The following is a 25309-nucleotide window of genomic DNA, read 5'->3' on the forward strand; positions in this document are numbered from 1 at the left end:
CAAAATTGCAGGATCGGCAACGGCATAACTACCCGCCACTTTTGCTGTCGCCACACTCTGGCCACTTCCGCCATTGAATGACCAAGCGCTGATAGAGACATCCGGCTCAGGCCATTCCCCATTACCGCTACCGCTACCACTTCCTCCCCCACCACACCCGGCAATGGATGCAGCAAGCAAACTAATCGAAAACAGTTTCTTATAATTATTCGTGACCGTTATTGTCATCGTCACTTTTCCTCTTTCATCACGCTTAGATATAAACGGCAAAACCGGTAACCCTACGGTTACCGGTTAAATTAATTAAATTATTTGAAGCTCTGGGGAAATAACTCTTCCAAAGATGGGTTGGGGTGACGCTCCAATGGTGCGTCACGCCATTCTTTCAGTGGTGGCACACCATATTCGTCCTGCAGCTCAGCCAAGCGGTTGATAAGTCGCCCGACGTCTTCCTTATAGCGGGGGTCATCAATGGCGGAAGTGGCCAGAGTGTGGCGACAGCAAAAGTGGCGGGTAGTTATGCCGTTGCCGATCCTGCAATTTTGAATATCGAAATTAGGGATATTCATCAAACGCTGAAGCACCGTATTGAGGCGGCGAATATCGTGGACTTGCTACCCGATATGAACCTTAATCACGACACGGCTTTGTGTGGAATGACATTCACTCCGTCGGGTCGTTTTCTCTACCTTGCCGTGTGTGACAGTGAGGGTGGTCAAAAGGATGATGCGATCCTGGCCTATAACACCAACACTGACGAATTGACTGTTTTTCACCGCTTATCCCTGCAGGAAAAAGGCGCGGGTAATTTAGTGCGCGTCGGTATGAACTATTTCTCGTCGACCCTATTTGTCGGTGGTGATTCTGCGGTTTACCGTATTGAAGCCGATCGCAATGCCGCTTATGAAGTCGAAAACGATGACCGCCAGCTTGCCGTGGAGAAAGTATCGGTAACGGGGCAAGTTCAAGACATTGCCCTTGATATGGAAGCGGGGAATCTATTCCTTCAGACACCAAACAGCATCTACAAACTGCCACACAATAGCCGGTCCGCCCAGCGTGTATACCAGCAAGAGAACCTGACGGGTGTCGCATTCAGTCGTGTATTTGGTAATGAAGAGGCGGCTGGCCTGTATATCAGCTTGGGGCATGACGGCAAGACCGGACTGTTATTTTCATCGATAGATAAAGTACGGAGCAGCGGCCAGCTATCCCCGGTTCAGTATCTGTTGTCTGATACCCCATGGCATGATTTCAGTTTAACGGCAGATGGTCAGTTATTGTTTGTTGATGATAGCGCCTTCATGCTGCGTGATGATAAAGATGAGCGGATGAGCTTTGACGAATGGACGCGAGATGAACTGGCTCAATACGTCAAGGCCATCAAAGGGCTGACTGCATCTGGTATGTCAGGCAATTCCGCTTCACCGGAAGGCTTTCTTCACCGAAAACTTGAGCACACCAACCCCAATACCACACCTATTGCCGATAATGTCGGCTGGGCTTTGTATCTGCTGATGGTTGCGGACCAAGTGGAATATGACCCAGAGATAGAGCACTATGTCGAGCTATTGATTAAACGTCACGCGGGCTTGCATGAAGACGGCAAGGGCGGGGTGAAAAGTATCGATGGCCACTTTGTTCGAAACTACAACAGCGACGGCACAATCAACGCCAGCAACCCGCAATACCAAGTGTACATTAGCATGAAATTCTTGCCTGCAGCCATCAAGGCGGCAGAAATGTACCCAGATAACCAAAATATTGTCAGCTATGCTAAATATCTTCAGCAGGTGTTCCAGCGCTCTGGCGATGTGGTACGAGCGGAGCAACGTATCACCTGGGATTCGGATGACTTTGGTCCCGTTCGACTAAACCGACTGATGTCTAATGAAACTTGGCTGTACGGAGACATTGCGGCGGCTCAAGACCCTATTGCAACACGCAACTATGGCAAGTTCACTTATGACCGAGAAAACTTTTTGTATGACTACGAGTTATTAGATCAGCCAGTCATTAAGTCATCTCATTCGGCGTTTATTATCATGGGGGGGCCGCTTATTTTGGACCACCACTTTAATGGAAAGTCGTGGGCGAAACAAAATAATAACTACTATGCGCTGACCCAATCGGAAACCGATGAGATGGGCTTTACCTATTTTGCCGGATTCTCAGCAGGCCATAGCCCTAATTCAAACGGTAACTACTACAATGATGGCCCGACCGACCACCCTGATGATTTTATTCATTTCCCAGCGGTGAGCGGCTTTGGTCAGCTAGGCAAAACCGATGCTGTTGTCGGCGCTTACATGGCCTACCGTGACGGTCGTCGCCAGACCATGATCAGTGCAGGTGATGAAGATGCCCATCTTCTGATGCGTTGGTCGGCTAACATGCCAGATTACGACAAGATGAGCGTGGGGATTGCCGATTTCTGGTACGGTGCCATTGGTCTTGCGGAAACTATTCAGCCTGGTGTTGTTCAACCTTTTAGAAATACGTTCTACCGTCCTGAGGTGGAAGAAGTGATAAAGCAAGGGAGCCAGCAGCTTCTTTATTCCACAATGACACCACGTTTGATCACCGGGATACGTTCCAATGGTGATGAGGTCGGGTTTGGTTATCAACGTTCGCCATTTACTTTCCCTACCGACGAGATTTTCCCTGACTACAGAGTCGAAGATCCACAAGGAGACTGGGTAGAGCTGGACGACATTGTCGGTATCAACAACATTACTGCGCCGCTTGAAAGACGTGAGGTGATATTCAAGAACCCTAATTTTGAACAGGGTACTTATGGTTGGCAAGTTACAGAGGGTAACGTCAACGAAAATGGCGGTATGTATGGTAACGGTATAACACTAGAAGGTCAGGCAGGCATAACCCAGGCGGTGCATTTACCTTATGGTCTTGAGGGTAGCGAGTATCGTGTTTCAGCCCTTATCGAGCCTATATCAACGCCGGGAGACGCAAGTATACGGCTAAGTTGGTCAAATACGGGCAAGCTGGAAGATGCCTACAATGCAGTTCAGAGTGACAACGTGTATGCGGCGTGGGAGCCGACTGTGATGAGCGTGGACACTCAACAGCCTGCCGGTGCTGCTTATTTGCATATTGAGTATCTGACAACGAGGGAAGGTTCTTTTGTATTTGGTAATACGGCATTGCAATCCTTTGGTGCGCTGCATCCTTCTGAAAATAGTGATTTTGCAGAAGGCCGTAACCCCATTGAATTCAATTTAAGTGGTGGTGATACGAACTGGCAAAGTGCTGAACGGAGAATTGATATTTCGAATGATCCTGAGGGAACGCGCTATCTGGTTCGTTTCAACGTTAGTGAGGATCGTAAACTGGCCGATGCGAAATTCGAAGTGAAGTTCGATATCGAAAACCCGCAGAGCCCGCCAAACTCAAGTGCTACCCCGACAAGTGATTGGCGTGATGTCGGCTTTATCGATGATGATACCCCGCAAGAGGTAACAGTGACAGCACGCAAGCGACCAGGAGAAACGGCGTTAAATCTCGTGTTCCGCATGAAGCAAAATGACGGTTATACCGGGACGAGCTACGTCACTTTGGATGATGTGCGGGTTTATCAGCAAAAGTTACTGGACGATAACTACTGTAATAACAGCTCACAGTGTTATTAGTCAGCGAGTAATTAGCGAACAATCGCTTTGAACGAGAGAAGCCCAACTACTATGTAGTTGGGCTTTTTTATGGGTGCCGTACCCTATATATATTCATCATGATCACCAAAAGCTGTTTACGGGAGATAAAACGTTTCGAAATGAGTGAAAAATATGCAGTGCTATTTCAACAAAACCAAGTTCAGAAAGTTAGAGCTATATCAAGGTTTTGACTAATGCTTGTCAAGCTGGAGGCGGTATAGTGCTTGATGAACGCTATGTATTTGCCTCTTAACTCGATGAGGTTAAGGTGTGGCTTGTGGTTAAGTCATTGATAAATTTGAATTATTTGTTGTTTTGAGAGCTGCTTATTCAAGGGCGGACAAAAAAGTGTGACCCATGTACCTGATTTGCGACCTTTTGTTGACAGTGAATAGGTCATTACTTAATATCTGTAGAAACGTTTCAACACAAACAATTTTCTACGAAGAGTACGGTTATGGCCCAGGTCAAGCTGCAAAACATAAACAAAATTTATAAGAATGGTTATCACGCTGTTCATGATTTTTGTCTGGACATCAAGGATGGTGAGTTCATGGTGCTGGTTGGTCCTTCGGGCTGTGCCAAATCGACTACACTGCGAATGATTGCCGGGCTTGAAAGTATCACCAGTGGTGATCTTCATATCGGTGATAAGCATTGTAATTCTGTCCAGCCCAAAGATCGTGGTATTGCAATGGTGTTCCAGAACTATGCGCTATACCCACATATGACAGTTCGCCAGAACTTGGCTTTTGGTTTGGAAACCCGCAAGAAATCCAAAGATGAAATTCACCGCCGTGTAACGGAAGCGGCTGAGTTGCTTGAGATTTCCGAGTTGCTGGATCGCAAACCAGGTCAAATGTCCGGTGGTCAGTGTCAGCGCGTCGCGCTGGGCCGTGCCATGGTACGTAAGCCTGAAGTCTTTTTGTTCGATGAGCCACTTTCGAACCTTGATGCCAAGTTGCGTGTTTCGATGCGGATGCGAATTTCCCGTTTGCATGATGAGTTAAAGCAAAGTGGCCGCCCGGCGACGATGATCTATGTTACTCATGATCAGGTTGAAGCATTGACGATGGGTGATCGAATCTGTGTGCTAAATCGTGGTGCGATTATGCAGGTTGACACCCCAATGAACCTATACCACAAACCTGTTAATAAGTTTGTAGCGGAATTTATTGGTTCACCGACAATGAACATGTTGGAAGGTAAACTGACCAAAACTGATACAAATAAGATGGCAGTTGAAGTTGATGGTCATTTATTCGAGTTGCCAGAAGAAAAGCAATCTCGTGCTGAACAATATAACGGTCATGAAGTGTTCCTCGGTTTACGTCCTGAACATATTAATCTTGGCAACGATATAAATAGTTGTGAAGCTAAAATTACTGAAGTTGAAGAAATGGGTTCTGAATCATTTGTTTATTTGGAGTTTCAGGGTAAGCAATTGATTTGTAAGTATGTAAACCCCGAGGCTACGTTGGAGAAACAAAGCCTTCAGCATATTTCCTTCAATATGGATAAATGCCACATCTTTGATAAAAGCACTGAAGTAAATATTTTTATTCCGACAGAATAACAGACAGTTTAAAATTTATATTATAGGTAGTTTAAATTCATGATTCACACTATTTCTGACTCAAGCCATGTAGTATCAAATGGCTTACTAAACCTAGAATTTACTGAGCATAATGTTCTGAAGAATATTACATCTGGCAATGTAATGGTAAACCTATTCGAGCCAAGTGAATTTGAAGGTGCTTTATCAAACATCTATATTCGAGTTAAGAGTGAGACAGGCATTTCATTTATGCCACTTATGCACCTTAACCATAATATGCGTACTTTCCGTACTGAAGCCGGTTTGGTCGGTTGGGAAACCACCACAGATGCATTCCGTGCCGTTGTGGTGATTAGCCTAGATGCTAAGTCTGAAAAAGTATTCTTTACTACTCAGGTAGAGAACCTACTTGAGAACACACTGAAATATGATCTTGTTTTTGGCCAAGATCTTGCGCTAGCCGATGAAGGCGGCGTGAAAAGCAATGAATGCTACGTTAGCCAATATCTTGATCATCAAGTGTTTGACCTAGAGCAAGCTGGTTATGTGGTATGTTCGCGTCAAAACTTGCCACAAAGCACTGGCAACCCATGTTCACAGATTGGCTCGCTGACAAATACCATTGTTGGCTACTCAACAGATGGCTACCAGTTCTTCGGTAAAGACTACCGTTTTGAACCAACACCAGTTGTACTTTCTCAGCCAACATTAGCGAATGAAAAACTTCAGTTTGAAATGGGATATATTGCCCTTCAAACTGCGGATATCACTCTTGCTCCAGCACAGCGCGCAGAGTCTGTTTTCTACATCGCATTTGGCAATAACTTGCCGGGCTCGAATGTTTCTGAAGCGGCCGATATTGATACGGTTAAGGCTGCTTATCTATCGCCTGAAATGGTGGAAGCGTCTGAACAAACACTGCCTTCATTTTTCCTAAATGGATACAATGTACTTGTTGGTGAAGAGCTAACAGACGAAGACGTTCACACTTTCTTTGGTGAAGAGCGTCGCTTCGCTGAAGAGCAAGATGGTAAATTGCTGTCATTCTTCTATGGCAAGCAGAAAGGTGAAAGCCGCTACGTTACACTGCCTGCGAAAGAGCGTGTACTTGAACGTTCAACTGGCCATATGGTGTCTTCTGGCAACTGTCAGGACTTCCAAAATGGGGTAATGAGCTCAACCCACGGCATGTATGGTGTGTTCAACTCCCATGTCGTAATCGGTAATACGTCATTCAACAAACTATTGGGTGTCGACCGTACCTCTCTGAACTTGTTCAAATACAGCGGTCAGCGCATTTGGGTTAAAGGAGGTGAGGAGTTCTCTATCCTGTCTATGCCTTCTGCCTACGAAGCAGGTCTGAACTTCTCTCGTTGGGTGTACAAATACCAGCAAGGCTATATCGTCGTAACCAGCTTTAGTGCTCAAGACTCTGCTTCAATCCAGCTAGATATTGAAACAGTGAATTTGTCTGACGCGCTAGAAGTTATTGTTACCAACCAGATGGTAATGGGTAACAATGAAAACGACGCGAAAGTTGTCGTTGAGCACCAAGATGACTACATGACAGTGACGGGTAATTTCGAGCTGATGAACTCGGTCCATCCTGAACTGAAATATGCCATTCGTCCAGATGCATCATTGGCTGAAGTGTCACTAGTAAAAGCCTCAGACAGTGTCCGTTACGTGCTATTCCAAGGTAAGGTACAAGGTAAAGCAAGCCTGACTTTCGTTGGCGCGCTAACCGCAGCAGAATTGACTGCGCCGGTTGCATTGGATTTTGCCGCTGAAGTTGAAAAATACCAAGCTTCACAGCATGCATTGATCAATAACTTCCACATTGATTTCGAGAACGACAACTACAACGCACAGAAGTTGAATGACACGATGCAATGGTTTACCCACAATGCATTGGTACATTACAGCACACCGCATGGCCTGGAGCAGTACTCTGGTGCCGCGTGGGGCACACGTGATGTATCACAGGGGCCATTTGAGTTCTTCATGTCGATGCAACGTTATGACCGTGTGGTTGACTTGCTGAAAACGATTTATAGCCACCAACACATCGAAACAGGTACATGGCCGCAGTGGTTTATGTTCGACAAATATTCCAAAATCCAGCAGGAAGATTGTCATGGCGATATTGTTGTTTGGCCTCTGAAGGCAATCGCTGACTACATCACTGCAACAGGTGATCTGGATGTTCTGAACATCGAAGTGCCTTATACCAGCATTGAAGACGGCTTTGCGTATACTACCGAAAAATACACTTTGTTTGCCCATGTAGAGCGCCAGGTTAAGCACATTATCGATAATCTGATCCCTGGTACTTCTCTGTCATGTTACGGTGACGGTGACTGGGATGATACCTTGCAGCCTGCCAACCAAGCACTTCGTGAAAATATGGTCAGCGGATGGACTATCCCACTTACGCTGCAAGCACTGAAAACCATGGGTACAGCCCTTGAAGGTAATCCTGATTTTGCCGTTTTTGTTCATAAGATCAATAAACTGGCAATCGAAATGGAAGAAGACTACAACAACCTGTTGATCAAGGACGGGGTGATTGCTGGCTTTATCCACCTGCCTAACAAAGATGTTGACCAGGTTGAATACCTACTGCACCCGTCAGATAAGAAAACGGGCATTAAGTACCGCCTGCTACCAGCATCACGTTCAATCATCTCGGAAACATTCGATAAAGAGATGGCTGACAAGCACATGGCTATTATCGAAGAGAACTTAGTTCACCCTGATGGCGTGCGCCTGATGGAGAAAATGGCTAAATACCAAGGTGGTAAGCAGAGCTACTTCAAACGTGCTGAACTTGCTGCAAACCTTGGCCGAGAAGTTGGCTTGCAGTACTGTCACGCTCACATTCGTTTCATTGAAGCCTTGTGTAAGATGGGTAAGGCCGATGAAGTGGCACAGAACCTTTACAAGATTGTTCCTGTGGGGATTCAAAAAGCGGTTCCAAACGCAGAGGTGCGCCAATCTAACGCATATTTCTCAAGCTCCGACGGTAAGTTCAATGACCGCTACGAAGCGTACCGTGATTTCGACAAACTGAAAAAAGGCGAAGTCACAGTGAAAGGCGGCTGGCGTATTTACTCAAGTGGCCCTGGTATCTATATCAACCAGGTGATCAGTAATGTATTGGGTATCCGCTTTGAGAATGATTCACTGGTACTTGATCCAGTCATCGCCAAGCAAATGGGTAAAGTAACGTTGGACTTCACCCTATATGGCAAGCCATGTCGTTTGGTCATCAACCCAGAGCAAGGCACTTATACGCCGAAACGCGTTGAGTTGAACGGTGAGGAGCTAGCCATTTCACTTATGGCGAATACTTACCGAACTGGTGGTGCACTCATCGAGAAGCAAGCTGTGGTTTCGATGCTACAAGATACGCAAAATGAGCTGACTATCTGGCTGTAGTCATCAGGCCTGACGCCCCGGATTCCGGGGTGTCAACCTAATCATCTGTTGTATTATGTGTTGTGCGTCAATGTTACTCTCTTCCGATTTGTAGAAACGTTTTACATGATCCGTTATACTTCAAGTTAACTGGCTACAAATACAAAATTATTTTAGTACGCAAGGTTGCAACTATTTTCGGTTTAAGTGAGAGGAATAAGTTTAACTAATGAGGCCTACAATCAAAGATGTCGCTAGAGAAGCGAAAGTATCTATTTCGACAGTGTCTTATGCGATTAACAACAGTGATCGTATCAGCGAGAAAACTCGCAATCATGTGTTAGAAGTAGCAAAGAAACTGAACTACTCTGCAAACAGCAACGCTAAACGGCTAAGACAGAAGAATGTGGGTGCTATTGGTATCTTCTTTAACTCTTGGTTCGGCCCTATCTATAGTGAACTTGTTCAGGGTATTGAGCGCAAAGTACACGAAATGGGCTATGACTTAATTGCCTGTAGTTTGTTTGGTGGCGCAGAATCGACAGCACACCGTTACCTCAAGGATCATATGATTGATGGTGCGATCATCTTGAGCAATGCTTTTGATGATGATTTCCTTAAATCTGTAGCTTCAAAAGACTTGCCGATTGTTGCTCTTGACCGTGAAGTTAAAGCCGAGAATATTTACAATATCTTGATTGATAACTTTGGTGGGGCATTTGGCGCAACTAAACAATTGATTTCGAGCGGTTGCCAGCAAGTCCATTACTTTTGTGGCCCTGATGATTCTTACGATAATCAGAAACGCTTGGAAGGCTACATTGCCGCACTCGGCTTCTATAATGTCAAATTTGATAACAACCTGATTATCAAATCAGATTTTACAGAAGAAGATGCATACTTGAAAATGAAGGAAATAATTGATCTAGGTGAAGCACCGAAAGCAATTTTTTCTGCAAATGATGAGATGGCTCTGGGTATTATTAGGGCTGCAAATGAAAGTGGTATTAAAATTCCTGAGCAACTAAAGCTTATTGGTTTTGACAATATCAGAGAATCTGAAAGAACAATACCTGCATTAAGTACTGTTACTCACCATAAGTACGAAATGGGTGTTAAAGCTGTTGATGTACTATTTAGTGCTATGAACGGTGAAAAAGAAATCGAACAAGTAACAATTCTACCTACTCAAATTGTTGAACGGGAAACCGTGTAGTTTTTATTTGTTAATTCTTTCTTTTAGGTAAAAAAACATATCTAAATAATAAGTTGCCATGAAAAATCATGGCAACAGCCATGTTTTGTGATTTTGGGCAATATTATATAGCCTTATAAGGATAGCGAAATGAAATACAAGTGGCTTACAGTTCTCTTAGTTGCCATGGCAAGTTCTGTTTGTGCCAAAGAAAGAATAGAGTTTATGGTGTCATCGGGCGACCAGATGGCATTTGTCAACGAAGTCATAAAACCTGAATATGAAAAGCGTTATCCTGATGTTGAACTCATTTTAACTAACGACGGCAATCTAGAAACACGCATGGCTGCGGGTGACTACCCGAATGTTTATGCTGGGATCTTTGGCTACATGGTACCTAGGTACGCTAAATTGGGTCGTTTAATGTATCTTGATGATTTTGAAGGATTCGATGAGATGACAGATCGCATCGAACCGCAATTTATGGAGAAACATTTCGGTCGTCAGTATTATATTCCATGGCACGCAACAACCCAGATGATGATTTATAACAAAGAGTTGTTCCGTGAAGCAGGCCTAGACCCTGAGCTACCGCCAGAGACGTGGGATGAGTTATTGCATGCCGCAGAAAAGATTAATAACTTGCCTGCACGCTCAAATGGCAGCCGTGTTCATGGTGTTGCGCTTTGGAATGATGCGTTAGCAAGTGGTGGGTGGTACTGGAACATGCTATCACCGATGTATTACAACTTTAATGATGGTGAGTACCAACTACTGAATCGCTACGGCACCCATCCAGTGTTTGATAAAGAAGAAGCGGGCATGGTGCCATTCCTTGAGACCATGAAGAAGCTTCAGCAATTTGCTCCGCTAGCAATGGAACAGAACTTTTTCTCTCGCACTATAGGCATTTGGCCGCAATACGGGATTGCATGGCGAGCAAACCTTCAAGATGCTGCAGGTAAACCTATGGTGATCGGAGAAGATGTAGGCATTGCACCTATTCCTGTTAGGGAAAAGGGCGATACACATTACTCCAACCTGGATGGACGCGCCTTGATGGTTTTCAAAAACACCCGTCATGTTGAAGCGCGTAGCTGGCAGTTAATTGAATTGTTGATGGAAGATGACTTTAACCTTGAAGCGAACATGGCGTTGCAGAACCTGCCAACACTAACGTCACTGCAGGAGCACCCATACTTCCAAACTCCGGATATCAAACCATTTGTCGACCAGCTTCAACACGTTGTGATGAACGAATCAAATGCATCAGTATCAGAAGTGTCCAGCATTATACTGAATTACTATTCGCAATCGGTTGTTATGAACAGGCTAACACCAGAAGAAGCTGTTATCGCAGCAACAGAAGATGTTAAAAAAATAATGCGCCGATAACGGTTCACTTCAATTGCGAATTCCGGCTGCAGCAGCACGGCTGCAGCCATCAATAGATTTTAATTTTAGATGGAATAAAAGCCATGAACATAAGACGTCACTGGGTGCCATACCTGTTTATGTTGCCGTGGGTAGCATATTTCATAATATTTATGCTATACCCGTTCTTCTTATCATTACAAAATAGTTTTTTAGATATAAATATTCTAAATCCAGAAAATACCCGGTTTGTTGGTCTAGGTAATTGGATCGAATCAGCAACAGATTATAAATTCTGGAAATCTCTTTTTAATGTTCTGTTTAACCAAATCATTTTCGTTACATTAAGCTTTATCTGTGCAATGGGCGCAGCTTTAATGTTGAACGAAATTACATTTTTGTCGAGCCTGTTCCGAACAGTTCTATTTATTCCAGTTGTGACCTCTATCACGGTAGCAATGATTATCTTTGATTTCATTGCCGGCCCTTCTGGTCCAATCCAGTCAGTAATGATGGATTGGAATGTGTTGAGTGCCCCTATTTTCTGGAAATTTGAAAAATGGCTACCGATGCCAGTTATTGCGATATTCAGTGCCTGGAAGTGGTTCGGTGTCCAAATGATTATCTTCCTCGGTGGTATTGCGAGCATTAACCGCTCACTGCTTGAAGCGGCAGATATTGATGGTGCTGGCTGGTGGCGAAAAATCACCAAGATTATCTTGCCACTGATCAAGCCTCAGATTGTATTTGTGATGACAATCAACGTGATTAACGGTTTGCAGATGTTTACTGAAGTCTTTATGAACTTCGATCTGCAAGGTGGTCCTCATAATTCAGCGCTAACGCCAGTGCTTCACTTGTACCAGACCGGTTTCGAACAGATGAAGATGGGCGAGGCATCAACCATTGGTCTTCTACTTGCGATTGTTATTTTCGTGTTGACCATGCTTCAGTTGAAATTGACTAAGGGTAAGGACTAACCATGAATAATTCCAATAAAGGTAAGGTGCTCATTTATATTGGGTTGTTGGCTGCTAGCCTCATCGTACTTTACCCGTTTTTCTTTATGATCATTAACTCGTTCAAATCGGGCTCTGAGATCATGCACTCACCGAATGCCTTGCCAACCACGTGGTCTGCTAAGGGGTATATCGAAGTATTTGATAGTGTGAACCTATGGCGTATTTTCTTTAATACCATTTTCATTTCGGTATCTGTCATGGTGCTGAACTGCCTGCTGTCGGCAATGGTAGCCTTTGCGATTGCCAAGACTAAAATGCCTGGTCGCCAAGTTTGGTTACGTTTGATTTTGTCATCCATGATGGTACCCGCGATTTTGTTCACTATTCCCGTTTATATGATGATGTACGAATGGGGGTGGGTGAACACTTATCGAGTATTGATCATCCCGGGTGCTATCAGTGCTTACAATATCTTCCTGCTTTACCAGTTCATGACCCAGGTCGATGAGGCTTATCTTGAGGCTGCGCGCATTGATGGCGCCAGCGAGATGCGCATTTTCTTCAAGGTTGTGCTGCCAATGATGCGACCTGCGATGGCAACAGTCGGTATCCTGACTTTTATGGGGGCGTGGAACGACTTCATGGGGCCACTACTTTATATCCGTGACGATTCAATGCTGACACTTCAGCTGGCACTGTTTAAGTTCCAGCAAGATATTCCAGCGGGTAATTTAGAGCAGGTATGGGCGATGACCACAATGATTGCAGTGCCCGTAGTGTTTGTCTTCTTCTTTATGCAGAAGAACTTCATTAAGGCGTTTACTGGGGTAGGGGTTAAGTAATGACAGCATCGCAACTTAAAAAAATCGTACTTCTTCTTTCTGTTGTCTTAGTCGCTTACTGGGCCGCTTGGGGTAAGGCGTATTTCTTATCTAAAAGTTATTTCGATTATGCGGTTGAGCAAGAAGCTGTTGGTGACTATGTCATCGCACTTAAAGGGATGAATAAGCTGGAGCTTCGCATTGACGAGGAATACCTTGGTGGCTACCAACAAGTTATCGAGGCTTGGGAGCATGCACTGTTTGGTATTCGTCCTGCATTCTATGAAAAAGCGTTGCTCTCCCCTGCACGAGTGATCCCACAGATTGCAGATGAGGAACTCCAAGCATTTATTGATATCTATGTTCAGCTGGACAGCAAATACGTGCCGGAAGTGGCCTACATGCAGTTACAACGCGCTAGGCTCGTGGGTAATGAAGAGCTTGCTGCAGAGATGGATGAGTTTTTAACCCAAGCATTCCCTGACTTTGATTTTAAGTAATCATTTTCACCTTTTGCCGCCCTATACGGGCGGCTTTTTTTCAATGATCTCTGCTGAGATGAATTTGCATAAATAGATTTCGGAGTATTGTATGGATTTCCCATATAAGAACAGTACTTTACCTGTTGAAAATAGAATTGAAGACTTGTTGTCACGCATGACGGTGGCAGAAAAAATTGGCCAGTTATGCCAATCACCGATGCTGGAATACAATACCAACCGTGACACCTACCTTGAACTTATTCGCCAGGGCCGTTGGGGCTCACGCATTCTTGCTGATACCGCCTGGGCGGGTAACGCTCCTGGTGAAACGGTTAATCCAAGCCAGTTAAATGAAATCCAACGGGCTGCTGTTGACGGCAGCAGACTGGGTATTCCGCTAATCATTGCCCGCGATGTTATCTATGGTCAGCAAACCGTCCTGCCAATCCCATTGGCACAAGCAGCGTCATGGAACCCTGAGCAAGTTCAGAGTGCGTATCGCTGTGTAGCCAAAGAAGCGGCTTCGCTTGGAATTCATTGGACGTTTGCCCCGATGCTCGATATCGTGCGCGATCCCCGTTGGGGCCGAGTGATTGAAAGTAGCGGTGAAGATCCATACCTTACCAGCCAATTTGCCAAAGCGGTTGTGAAGGGGTTCCAGGGTGACTCGCCAGCTGACGAAGATTCTTTAGTTGCCTGTGCCAAGCACTTCGTCGGCTACGGTGCTTCAGAAGGCGGTCGTGATTATGATACCACTGAAATCTCGGATAACTCCTTGCATAATGTTTACCTGCCACCGTTTGCCGCTGCAGTAGAAGCTGGTGTTGAGACGGTTATGTCGGGTTTCAACGACTTAGGTGGTACACCTGTGTCTGGCAGTCAGTCGCTGATTAATGGTTGGCTGAAGTCAGAACAAGGCTTCGATGGTATGGTGATCAGCGATTGGGGGTCAATCTCGGATCTTGCTTACTTCGGTGTAGCCAAAGGTGCAGATGGCGCCGCTGAGCAAGCCTTGAAAGCCGGCGTTGATATGGCGATGACCAATGAAGCCTATGAAGATCATCTTCAAAATCTCCTAGACAGAGAAGCCATTGATATTGCACATATCGACGAGGCAACCCGCAGAGTACTTCGTACCAAATTTAAAGCGGGGTTGTTTGAGCGCCCTTATGTTGATGAGTTCAAACACAAGAGTGTCATGCGCCATCCCGAACACCTTGCTCAGGCGTTAACGGTTGCCGAGCAGAGTATGGTTCTACTGAAAAACAACCATGACTTGTTGCCTATAGAAGCTAAGCCAATGACCATTGCGGTGATTGGTCCGCATGCGCACTCCAAGCGTCAACATTTAGGCTCATGGTGTTTGGATGGGCGTACCGAAGATGTCACCAGCATTTTTGAGGGCATCAAGACATGGGCGTCGAAGTTTGAGTGCACCATTGAACTGCTGACCGAAGAGGCGGCATTTACCGATGAAATGGTTGAATGTGCCCACCGCGCTGATGTTGTCATTCTTTGTACTGGCGAGAGCCACCGTCGTACCGGTGAAGCACGCAATATTGCCGAGCTAACATTGCCTGCAGGTCAAGAAGAGCTGATTCGTGCCGTCGGTCAAGTCGGCAAAGCTTTGGTCGTGGTGCAATGTACTGGCCGCCCGGTCCCATCAGCGGCGACAGAGCAGTATGCCGATGCACTTCTTTATGCTTGGCAGTCTGGTACCGAAGCCGGTCATGCGGTGGCGCGTTTGTTGTTTGGTGATGTGTCACCGTCAGGTCGTTTGCCAATGTCGGTGCCACGTAGCACTGGCCAGATCCCAATGTATTATGCCCGTAAGCCGTTGGGTAAAATGCGTGATTTCCAAGACTACCAACCTTATAAAGATCAAAAAGACACACCACTATACCCATTTGGTTTTGGTCTGACTTATGGTGAGTTTGAATATTCGAATCTGCGTTTGAGCCTAACTGAAATGACGGCGGATGATACCTTGGAAGCAACGGTTACTCTGCATAACAAAGGCACCCATACCGCGACTGAAGTGGTTCAGTGTTATATCCGACAGCAGGTTGCCTCGACAACGCGTCCGGAACGAGAGCTAAAAGATTTCTGCCGCGTGACTCTTGAACCTGGTGAATCAAAGGATGTGACGTTATCTCTGCCAGCCGAAAAGCTTTGTTTCTACGGTATTACGAAAACCTTCTCGCTCGAGCCTTCGACGGTAGAGGTGTATGTCGGCGGTGATTGTAACGCGACGTTGAGTGCAGAAGTTGTGGTGAGCTAATTCGCTTCTGACTCCATTACTCCCTATTACTTTCAACTCGTTGCGCCCTGCTACTTTTTAGCGGGGCGTCAATAAGAGCCAGCTATCATGACAAAAGAAAGACAGGCTGAGCCGTCAGCGACTCGCCCGAATATTATCTATATCATGTCTGATGACCATGCGATTCGGGCATTGAGTGCTTACCGCAGCGATATTGCTCATTTAGCACCGACTCCTAATATCGACCGCATTGCTAAAAACGGCGCGCGGTTTGACCAATCCTTTGTGACTAACTCCCTGTGTGGCCCTTCAAGAGCCGCCATGCTGACAGGTAAGTTTGGCCATAAAAACGGTTTCAACCATAACGGCCAATTGTTTGATGGCCATCAGCCGACTTGGCCAAGGATGCTCAAAGGCCATGGCTATACCACCGCTTGTATCGGTAAGTGGCATATCAACCTCACCCCCGAAGGTATCGATTTTGATCACTGGGAAGTGCTTAACGATCAGGGCGAGTATTACAACCCGGACTTCATTACAGCCCAAGGGGTTAAGCGTGAGCATGGTTATACCACAGAGTTGATTACCCAAAAGTCGCTGCGTTGGTTAGAAGAGCAACAGCAAAGTGACAAGCCTTTCGCTTTGCTATTGCACCACAAAGCACCGCACCGCAATTGGATGCCTGCCCCACAGCACATGCGGGCGTTTGAAAATACGGTATTCCCGGTACCTGATAACTACTTCGACACCTACGAAGGTCGTGCGGCAGCTGCGATGCAAACCATGACCATCTATCGCGATGCCCAAGAAGGTCATGACTTGAAAATGACCAAGGGAGTTGGAGAGACAGAGTGGCGTGAGGATATTTGGCCATTTTTGTTAGCCCGTTTAACGTCAGAACAGCGTCAGGCATGGGATGAGGCTTACCAGGAACGCAATGATTGGTTTAATGCCAATGAAGCCAGTATGAGTGAAAAGGAAATCGCTATCTGGAAGTATCAGCGTTACCTCCAGGATTACCTTGCGACCATCAAGTCGGTCGATGAGTCAGTGGGTGAAGTGCTTGATTACCTTGAAGCCAACGGTCTCGCGGATAACACCATTGTTGTTTATACCTCCGATCAGGGCTTCTATATGGGTGAGCATGGTTGGTTTGATAAGCGATTTATGTATGAAGAGTCTTTTCGCGCGCCACTACTGATCCAATACCCGAATCGCATCAAACCAGGAACAGTGGTAGAGCACTTGGTGCAGAACATTGATTATGCCCCGACATTCTTGGAATACGCAGGTGTTGATGTGCCTGAGGATATTCAAGGAGAGTCTATGGTGGCACTGCTTGATGGCGAATCTCCCGCTGATTGGCGTCAGTCGCTGTACTATCACTTTTATGAATATCCAGCGATGCACGATGTGACAAGGCATTACGGAACTCGTGATAGCCGATATAAGTTGATGCACTTCTATTACGATATCGATGAGTGGGAATTTTATGATATCGAAGAAGACCCGACGGAAATGAATAATGCGATCAATGATCCCCGGTATCAGTTTGAGATCTCACGGTTAAAAGCCGAGATCAGCAAATTAGAGGTCAAATATGACGTACCACCGCGGGCTGAGTGGGTCAATTTACCGCTTGAATATAAACCCGCACCGACTCTAGAAGAGCTGTTTCCCGATAGTTTCCAGGTAGCTTGCCAATAGATCTAAGCCGGAATTTATCAGTTTCTACTTTACGTAAACCAATGACTCAGGGCTTAGGCACTAAGCCCTAGATAACAATACCCTACATAAAGAGAATAAAAATAACTATGTCATCACTATTCATATGGACGAGAAAAATCACAAACCGGTTGATTGTCACTATTGCAATTGCCTTCTGCTCAATTGCATATGTGGGATATGAGGGATTAAGCGGCTTAAGTCATTTATCGAACCAGACCTCGATATTGGTTGAGGATGATTTGGCTAAGGTGATAACAATCAGTGATATTCAGCAGCGGGTTGAACAAGCCAGAGTTCACTCTTTACTGGCGATACAGCATGATCCGACGGCATTTAGCAGTAGTTACCATGATCATCCGTTATCGGTTCATACTGACTTGATCTTCGAAAGCTATGATGACTTGCAGGCGTTGTACTTTGATTTGATGTCATTCAACATGGGAGCAAGCCTTGAGCAAGTTGCGACCCAAGCAAACTCCCTCACTGATGAGCTCTTCTTCTCTGGATTTGAGGTTATCGTCGATCATCTGGAGCAAGGCGCGTACCAGCAAGCCAATATTTTGCTGCTTAACAAAGTGAACCCAACGATTGAACAGCTCAAAACGCTACTCAGTACGATGAGTGATTTGAGTGCGACTGGGGCAAGAGATGCCTACGCTGAAGCCGTTAGTAACGGTCAGCGTTTCGTATTCAGTATGAGTACAGCCTTGGCTATCAGCACATTGTTACTGATCGGCATTGCTTTTGTGACGATCCGACGCATTGTGTTTGCGCTTAAGGAGCTGCAGTCAACAGCAAACAGCATTGCAGACGGAAATCTGATTTGTCGTGCGCAGGTACAAGGCCAAGATGAATTTACGGTTATTGGTGATGCAGTCAATAATATTGCAGCAAGGTTCCAGCAGACCGTTTCTTTGATTGGAGATTCAGCCAACCAGTTAACACAGGCCTCACAGCAAAATACTCAATTGAGTGAGCAAACGGCCTCGAATGCAGCTTCGCAGCAGGCGCAAATTCAGCAAATTGCAACCGCTACCGAAGAACTGACCGCGACCGTGAGTGATGTTGCAGCGAGTGCTGTCGCGGCGGCAGAAGCCTCGCAAAAGTCTGATGATCTTGCCCAAAGTGGTGTGGGGGTTGTTAATCAGGCAATTGCACAGTCTATTGATTTAGCAGAAGAAATTGAGCAGGCAAAAGTTTCCATTAATGAGCTAGGCAAGCACTCCCAAGACATCGGTAGTGTATCTGACACGATACGCGATATATCCGATCAAACCAATTTGCTGGCGCTAAACGCAGCGATAGAGGCAGCGAGGGCGGGAAGCTATGGTCGTGGATTCGCTGTTGTGGCTGATGAGGTTAGATCGCTGGCGCAGCGTACCAAAGATGCAACACAAGACATTCAAGATACGATTGCTCGTTTGCAAACCGGTTGCCAACATGCCATCGAGCGGATGGAATCTGGCGATAATTATGCTCGAGAAAGTACAGCTAAGACTAAGCAGGCCGGTGAGGCGCTGCAGGCAATCACCGAAACGGTTGCCAGCATTGCGGAAAAGAATATTGAGATAGCATCTGCAGCTGAGCAGCAAGCGGTGGTGACTGGGGATGTTAATACCAACGTGTTTGAAATTAACTCATTAGCGGATAAAACAGTTGGTGATTCTAAGTCGAGTCAGGATGCGTCGCAGTCGATTGCTGAACTTGCGCAATCTCTATCATCAGAAGTAAAACGCTTTACTGTGTAGAAACGCGTTGTTGTAAGCTTATGTATTAATCAGCCTCTCTTTCGATAATGATAGAGAGGCTTTTTTTATGTTTCTTTAGGGTAAACATAGCTCTCAAAAATGACATTTTGCATGCTTAGTGATTAGTTTTAAATCAATGGATTTGATAGCCTTAATTACAGTCGAAACGTTTAAATTGAGGCGAGAATGAAACTAAAAATGATGGCAATTGGTGTCAGTCTATCTATTGCTGCTATGGGTGTAAGTGCTGATAGTGGTGAGTATATTGCTTTTTTTGATCACACGCTGTCGATTGAACAGCGCCTGGAAGATATTAGCGCCCGGTTAACCGATAAAGAAAAAGGTAATATGATCACCCTGTGGAACGAAGGCGTTCCGCGTTATGGGCTAAAGTCCTTTATGCCCGGTGAGGCATTGCATGGTTTAGCCGCTCCTCGTCAAAATGCTGCGACTGTATTCCCTCAGTCGATTGGCTTGGCTGCCACATGGGCGCCCGATGCCATAAAGCAGATGGGCGATGCAGTATCCGATGAAGCAAGGGCGCAATACCATAATGGTCCTGTTATTCGAGATGGTAAGCGAGGCCCACTGACGTTTTGGTCGCCAGTGATCAATATTGCTCGCGATCCACGTTGGGGACGCACCCAAGAAGCCTACGGCGAGGATCCATTACTTAATGGCGTAATGGCCAGTGCCTATGTCAAAGGCCTTCAAGGTGATCACCCTAAATACCTCAAGACTGCAGCTGGGGCTAAACATTTTGTTGCTAATAATGAAGAACATAACCGTTTTCATGGCAATGCGGATATCTCGGAGAAGCAACTTCGGGAATACTATTTCCCGGCTTATAAACAGGTAGTCGAAAAGGCCAATGCCCAGATTGTAATGACGGCCTATAATGCCTTGAACGATGAACCAGCTGTCACCAATACTTGGTTGATTAAAGATGTCCTGCGTGGTGAGTGGGGCTTCGATGGGTTTGTGCTTGGTGATTACGGATCAATTTTAATGACCACCAAAGGCTGGAGAGACCGTGGTTTTTCAGGTCATGAAATCTACGACAACTACGTCGATTCCGCGGCTGCAGTACTGAATGCAGAAACGCTTGATTTTGATAATACGCGTATTTTCCGAGATGAAGCCATTACGGCAATAAAGCAAGGTAAAACCTCATCGGAGCAACTGGATAGAGCATTTCGTAACACCATGCGGGTTGGATTACGACTAGGCATGTTTGATCCTGAAGAGTTATCACCTTGGAAAGACCTGCCGTTTGAGATAATGACCACCTTCAAGCCATTGGCTCTTGAACTTGCTGAAAAGAGTATGGTGTTATTGCAAAACGAAGAGGTCGATGGTTCCCCGTTGTTACCTTTGGATAAATCTGCGCTGAAAAAAGTAGCGGTTATTGGCCCGAATGCCAATACGCTCAATTTTGGAACGTATTCTGGAACACCTCGAAACCCAGTGACACCGCTAGATGGCATCAAAGACTACTTGGGCAGTGATGTCGAGGTGGTGTATGTGCCTTGGCAAGGAAATGCTGGCTCATTGAGCAGTATCCCTATGGATAATATTACCCTGCTTGATACCCAGGGTATGGGGGCGTGGCAGGTTGATTACTTCGACAGTCGTTCGGCCAGTGAGCGGCCTGTGGCGTCGGCGATGACAGGCGATATCGATGCTAACTGGACCGGTTCTAAGCCACACTCAAACATTCGAGACAAGAGTAATTATGCTGTCCGCTATTCAACAACCATTGTTCCTCCACAGAGTGGCCTTTATACACTGGGTTTCGAAAGTCTTGGCGCTAACGTTACCTTGAATGTTAATGGATCTACCGTGCTACGCAGTCATGGCGATACTAACAAGCGCTTACCGTCAACGGTAGAGATTGAGCTAGACGGCGCGAAGACTTACGAGCTTGAGCTTTACTCAATGCGCCTGCCACATAGCAAAGGCCATGAACTGATGTTTGGCTGGCAGTTACCACAGATCAATTTAGCTCATGCAGGTCAGGAGTTGGCGGCAGTGAAAGAGGCTGACGCCGTGATTGCAGTGATGGGGCTGTCGACGGATTACGAGCGCGAATCTATCGACCGTATTGCAGAAGGTTTGCCACGTGAGCAAACGGATATGCTACGGGATGTGGTCGCCGTTAACCCTAATACTGTTGTTGTCCTCCAGTCCGGTTCATCAATAGAAAGCCCTTGGCTTAAAGATAATATCCCGGCGATTTTGCAAAGCTGGTATCCGGGAGAGCAAGGTGGTGTTGCCATCGCGAATACGTTGTTCGGTGACAATAATCCCGGTGGTAAATTGCCATTGACGTTTGTGAAGTCGTGGAGTGATTTACCTGCATTTGACGACTACGATATTACCAAAGGTCGTACTTATCTTTACTTTAATAAAGAGCCTCTTTGGGCATTTGGGCACGGCTTAAGCTATACCCAATTTGCAATGGCAGGTCTGAAACTAGAAAGTGATAGCGTTACTAAAGAGAGTAAATTAGACCTAACGGTAAGTGTCGAAAATATCGGTAAAGTTGCCGGCGATGAAGTTGTACAGGTGTATGTAACAGACTTGTTTGAACGTAGCGACAAGCCAGAGCAACGTTTGAAAGCATTTGAGCGTGTGTCTCTTGATGTCGGAGAAAAGCGTGATGTTACTTTAACCGTTGATATCGCAGACTTGGCATACTGGGACGAAAAAGCAAAAGCCTGGGCATTGGGTGATAAATACCAAATTCGTGTCGGTAATGCGTCGGATAATATTGCGCTGACCGATATAATAACGGTTGAGTAGTTTATATCAGCTGCTGGTGATGGCTAACTTTGGTTTATAATTGTTAGGTAAGTAGAAAAACGCTGCAAGGTTAGCTTGCGGCGTTTTTTTTCTAAATCGGATTTTCCCCTTTCCGCGTTATAAACCAATCACGCAGGATGCGTCACGCAACTTGCGTGATGGACTCACTTTTGCCTCGTTGTGACTTATCCGCCATTGAGACCGCTCCTTTAACGCGATAAGCCATCGTAAAAAATTGGGGAGCGCGCTTCTTAGAAAATACGCTCCCCAATGATGATTAGCCAACAGCACTCGGCATGGTTGTCATCCTTGATTGGGCTCGCAAGCGTTTAAACCTATATATAAACACCACTGCGTCGATGACATTGGCGAGTGCTATCACAGTGAATAGCCAGACAACATCTAATCCGAGATGAGCAATTACTAAGCTCGGAATAATAATATTTATCCACAGTAATGCAATCTTAATCATGGCTGTTTTGGAGACATCGCCAAGCCCCCTTAATGACGCGGTATACACGAACTGTAGCCCTAATGGAATTTGAGATAAACCGATAATACGTATGTAGGTTGAGGCGTCATTGATGACGCTGAACTCATTGGTAAAGAGACGGGCGAATGATTCAGGAATGATAGCCATCAGTGCGCCTACGCCTCCCATAAACAGACACGTCAGTGTCGCAGTGACAGAGGTAACACGATCAATATCTCTTGATCTGTTTGCGCCAACAAATCGACTAACGAGAGTGGCAGCAGCGGCAGCAGTCCCAAGTCCAGGTAAGAAAGCTATGCTTTCAACTCTATAGCCAATTTGAAAGCCCGCCGCGACTGAGGCGGCATAGCTGTTAATGAGAGAAATGATAAACAGCCAACTTATCTGGAATGTGAAGTTTTCGATAACAGAAGGAACGCCAAGCTTAAGGATGTCCTTCATCTGTGTGAAAGCATGCCTTAGTTGTATTGTGTGCGTGAAAGACTGTTTTATCACAACGAGATAGAGAGCGACATTAAAGGTCGTTGCAACAATCGTTCCTAATGCTGCCCCTTGAATTCCCATAGCGGGTGCGCCAGCGTTGCCAAAGATGAACAGGTAATTGAAAACAACGTTCAGCCCTAGACTCGCTATTTTGATTTTCATCGGCAGCTGGCTGTTGCCCGTTGAAACAAAATAGGTAAACAGTAAAACATCAAGATAGATAAAAATCGATCCCGCCACCAACGTGCCAAAGTACAGATCGCCAAGTGCAGCGACTTCAGTCGTTGTTTGGAACAGCAAATACAAGTCAGCAACAAACGGGATCGCCAATGTACCGATAAGGTATAAGGGAAAAGCGATGATAAACATCGCGCCGAGGACATTAGCGGCACGTTGATCTTGTTTTGCCCCAGTAAGGCGAGCGACAAGTATGCCTCCGCCGGTGGCAAATAGGTTATCTAAAACACCGATTGAGCCGGCGAGTAGCACTAAGCCCATACCAACAGCCGTTAGCTCGGCACTGCCTAGTTTGCCTATCATGAAAAGATCGATAAGGATCATTGCCATATCTAGAAATAGCTTTAAGGATACAGGGATCGCAATTGTTAAAATTTGCTTTGAAAATGATTGAGAAGTCATTAACTAAACTACATACACGGTAGCGTATGTCTCCATATAGAGATGGAGGCTAGTATCAAGGAGTAGAATTTTGAATGATATGCTCCCAGCACTAGCCGCAATGTTTCGCGGCCGACGAGGGACACGAATACGTTAGTTACAAGTACCGTTGAGCGCAGATCTAGCTATGGTTGCTATATCAGTTAGTTACGCTGAGCGGCGGATTCTATCCGCTGAGGCAAAAATACGAAAATTCCATTTTACGAAATAAATCATGATGGCCTCCTTTTAGTAATTAACGATCCGTTTAAGCTGTTGAATTTACTTAATGTTCGTTGTAATGTCAAATCAATGAATGAGTTTAATGGTGCAGACAAAGAGAGGGAAAAATGGGGTCATGTCTTTACTTTTTCCTGTTTAAAAAGAGTGACCTAGATTTTTTCAAAGCCATTGTCGTTTGCAGAAGAGGTTACTAATCAAATTTCACAAAGGTCGCAAAATGCAAGACCTGACCCCAAGTGCTCTCTCGCTCCCAGGCCTTGAGTGCAGGTCTAAATGTAGTGAGTGAAAATTAAACACTCATGCGATCACCCTATTTTATTTACTGTGTTGTCAGCCAATATATTGGATAATATGATAATAATAGATTATTGAAGGAAATATGTGATGAGTAAAAAAATGACCATGGCAGAGATTTCAAGACAGCTTGGGATTTCAACAATGACCGTGTCACGTTACTTTAATGACGGTTATGTCTCGGCTGAAAATCGCCTTAAAATTGATGCTATCGTCAAAGAAAGTCATTACACCCCTAATATATTTGCTCGCTCCATTCGTAGCCAATCCAATATTATTGGTTTCGTGGCTCCTCGTATTGAGTCATATACAACGAGTTTAGTTATTAAAGGGGCGCTGGCTGCTGCCAGTGAATCACAAGTACGAATGCTGTTTCATGCATCAGGCTTTAACCATGAGTCAGAATGCCAAGCTGTGAGAGAGTTTAATGGCTTAAATGCATTGGGCACTATTATTATTGCTTCAAAGCACAGTGTCGAAGAGCCTTTTTATAAAACCTTAGACAATGTGTTATTTATTGGCAAAAACACACCCCATCATTGCTGCTTATATTACCCAGATCATGCTGCGATTAAAGCATTAGTATCACAAACCATCACTCAGTTAAAACAGCAGCAGGCACCGCTTGCAGCCGTACATTATATTTATGATGAGCGTATGCTTTCAAGCCGTACTAAATTAATGCAAACAACCATTACTGACACCGTACCTGAGTTGAATTTTTCGCTACAAGGACTGGCCAACTCGGAGCAAAAAAACGGCTACCAAGCCATTCAATTACAGCCCAATAATGTCTATTTTTGTGCCACCGATAATATTGCCATTCGTTTATATCGTCGCGCTAAAGAGCAGCAATTAAAAATTGGTCATAACTTGTGGATTGTAGGCATGGGAGACTATGACTACAGCGATTTATTAGTCCCCAGCCTTACTACTGTCGCTTTTAATTATTATCAAGTGGGCTACCAAGCTGTTAAGAAATTGATAAAGCGCGATTTCAGTTCAGTTGAAGGCACATTCGATTTAAAAATGAGAGAGAGCTCACAGTTACTTTAAAATTATATTGAGTCTAAAAAAATTCCATTTAACCTCGTGTGTTAACGATAACACATGAA

The 25309-nt window shown here is 45.3% G+C and carries 15 protein-coding genes; 13 read left to right on the top strand and 2 right to left on the bottom strand.

What is annotated here, in order from left to right:
• A partial coding sequence (locus ACVA53_RS15240; protein WP_446505528.1) for a hypothetical protein occupies positions 1-228 on the bottom strand: 228 nt, incomplete at its 3' end.
• 125 nt (positions 229-353) lie between these two features.
• On the opposite strand from ACVA53_RS15240, the gene ACVA53_RS15245 reads away from it, so the two are divergent.
• The 12 genes from ACVA53_RS15245 (at position 354) to ACVA53_RS15300 (ending at position 22024) form a co-directional block, all read left to right on the top strand.
• Positions 354-3650, top strand: coding sequence for a hypothetical protein (locus tag ACVA53_RS15245; RefSeq protein ID WP_446505529.1), 3297 nt, complete (start codon positions 354-356; stop codon positions 3648-3650).
• Positions 3651-4128: 478 nt separating this feature from the next.
• On the top strand, positions 4129-5247 hold the full coding sequence (locus ACVA53_RS15250) for an ABC transporter ATP-binding protein (RefSeq protein WP_446505530.1): 1119 nt from the start codon (positions 4129-4131) through the stop codon (positions 5245-5247).
• Between the two features lie 39 nt (positions 5248-5286).
• Positions 5287-8670, top strand: coding sequence for a GH36-type glycosyl hydrolase domain-containing protein (locus ACVA53_RS15255; protein ID WP_446505531.1), 3384 nt, complete (start codon positions 5287-5289; stop codon positions 8668-8670).
• Positions 8671-8878: 208 nt separating this feature from the next.
• Positions 8879-9865: a LacI family DNA-binding transcriptional regulator gene (locus tag ACVA53_RS15260; RefSeq protein ID WP_446505532.1), complete on the top strand. Its 987-nt coding sequence runs from the start codon at positions 8879-8881 to the stop codon at positions 9863-9865.
• 129 nt (positions 9866-9994) lie between these two features.
• Positions 9995-11239 (top strand): extracellular solute-binding protein, encoded by a 1245-nt coding sequence (locus tag ACVA53_RS15265; RefSeq protein WP_446505533.1) that lies wholly within the window; start codon positions 9995-9997, stop codon positions 11237-11239.
• Between the two features lie 356 nt (positions 11240-11595).
• Entirely contained in the window at positions 11596-12198 is a 603-nt protein-coding gene (locus tag ACVA53_RS15270; protein WP_446505534.1) for a carbohydrate ABC transporter permease, read from the top strand.
• A gap of 2 nt (positions 12199-12200) precedes the next feature.
• Positions 12201-13022 carry a carbohydrate ABC transporter permease gene (locus tag ACVA53_RS15275; protein ID WP_446505535.1) on the top strand — a complete coding sequence of 274 codons (822 nt, stop codon included), beginning with the start codon at positions 12201-12203 and terminating at the stop codon, positions 13020-13022.
• Entirely contained in the window at positions 13022-13501 is a 480-nt protein-coding gene (locus tag ACVA53_RS15280; RefSeq protein ID WP_446505536.1) for a hypothetical protein, read from the top strand. Before ACVA53_RS15275 ends, ACVA53_RS15280 begins: the two co-directional genes overlap by 1 nt.
• 91 nt (positions 13502-13592) lie before the next feature.
• The gene (locus ACVA53_RS15285) at positions 13593-15764 is read left to right on the top strand and encodes a glycoside hydrolase family 3 N-terminal domain-containing protein (protein ID WP_446505537.1); all 2172 of its coding nucleotides are present in this window, start codon (positions 13593-13595) and stop codon (positions 15762-15764) included.
• A gap of 87 nt (positions 15765-15851) precedes the next feature.
• Positions 15852-17450: a sulfatase family protein gene (locus ACVA53_RS15290; protein WP_446505538.1), complete on the top strand. Its 1599-nt coding sequence runs from the start codon at positions 15852-15854 to the stop codon at positions 17448-17450.
• 269 nt (positions 17451-17719) lie between these two features.
• Positions 17720-19219, top strand: coding sequence for a methyl-accepting chemotaxis protein (locus ACVA53_RS15295; protein WP_446505581.1), 1500 nt, complete (start codon positions 17720-17722; stop codon positions 19217-19219).
• A gap of 186 nt (positions 19220-19405) precedes the next feature.
• Positions 19406-22024, top strand: a complete 2619-nt coding sequence (locus tag ACVA53_RS15300) for a glycoside hydrolase family 3 C-terminal domain-containing protein (RefSeq protein ID WP_446505539.1) — start codon at positions 19406-19408, stop codon at positions 22022-22024.
• A 277-nt stretch (positions 22025-22301) separates the two neighbouring features.
• Here ACVA53_RS15300 and ACVA53_RS15305 read toward each other — a convergent pair whose 3' ends face one another.
• Complete coding sequence (locus tag ACVA53_RS15305) at positions 22302-23639, bottom strand: MATE family efflux transporter (protein ID WP_446505540.1); 1338 nt, start codon at positions 23637-23639, stop codon at positions 22302-22304.
• Between the two features lie 645 nt (positions 23640-24284).
• On the opposite strand from ACVA53_RS15305, the gene ACVA53_RS15310 reads away from it, so the two are divergent.
• Complete coding sequence (locus ACVA53_RS15310; protein WP_446505541.1) at positions 24285-25250, top strand: LacI family DNA-binding transcriptional regulator; 966 nt, start codon at positions 24285-24287, stop codon at positions 25248-25250.
• The last annotated feature ends 59 nt before the right edge of the window (positions 25251-25309 follow it).

This window comes from Photobacterium sp. DNB23_23_1, from assembly GCF_052873815.1.

Bases quoted from the DNA above. Each gene is read 5' to 3' on its own strand.
- ACVA53_RS15250 (WP_446505530.1), top strand. From the start codon at position 4,129: ATGGCCCAGGTCAAGCTGCAAAACATAAACAAAATTTATAAGAATGGT.
- ACVA53_RS15255 (WP_446505531.1), top strand. From the start codon at position 5,287: ATGATTCACACTATTTCTGACTCAAGCCATGTAGTATCAAATGGCTTA.
- ACVA53_RS15260 (WP_446505532.1), top strand. From the start codon at position 8,879: ATGAGGCCTACAATCAAAGATGTCGCTAGAGAAGCGAAAGTATCTATT.
- ACVA53_RS15265 (WP_446505533.1), top strand. From the start codon at position 9,995: ATGAAATACAAGTGGCTTACAGTTCTCTTAGTTGCCATGGCAAGTTCT.
- ACVA53_RS15270 (WP_446505534.1), top strand. From the start codon at position 11,596: ATGTTGAACGAAATTACATTTTTGTCGAGCCTGTTCCGAACAGTTCTA.
- ACVA53_RS15275 (WP_446505535.1), top strand. From the start codon at position 12,201: ATGAATAATTCCAATAAAGGTAAGGTGCTCATTTATATTGGGTTGTTG.
- ACVA53_RS15280 (WP_446505536.1), top strand. From the start codon at position 13,022: ATGACAGCATCGCAACTTAAAAAAATCGTACTTCTTCTTTCTGTTGTC.
- ACVA53_RS15285 (WP_446505537.1), top strand. From the start codon at position 13,593: ATGGATTTCCCATATAAGAACAGTACTTTACCTGTTGAAAATAGAATT.
- ACVA53_RS15290 (WP_446505538.1), top strand. From the start codon at position 15,852: ATGACAAAAGAAAGACAGGCTGAGCCGTCAGCGACTCGCCCGAATATT.
- ACVA53_RS15300 (WP_446505539.1), top strand. From the start codon at position 19,406: ATGAAACTAAAAATGATGGCAATTGGTGTCAGTCTATCTATTGCTGCT.
- ACVA53_RS15305 (WP_446505540.1), bottom strand. From the start codon at position 23,639: ATGACTTCTCAATCATTTTCAAAGCAAATTTTAACAATTGCGATCCCT.
- ACVA53_RS15310 (WP_446505541.1), top strand. From the start codon at position 24,285: ATGAGTAAAAAAATGACCATGGCAGAGATTTCAAGACAGCTTGGGATT.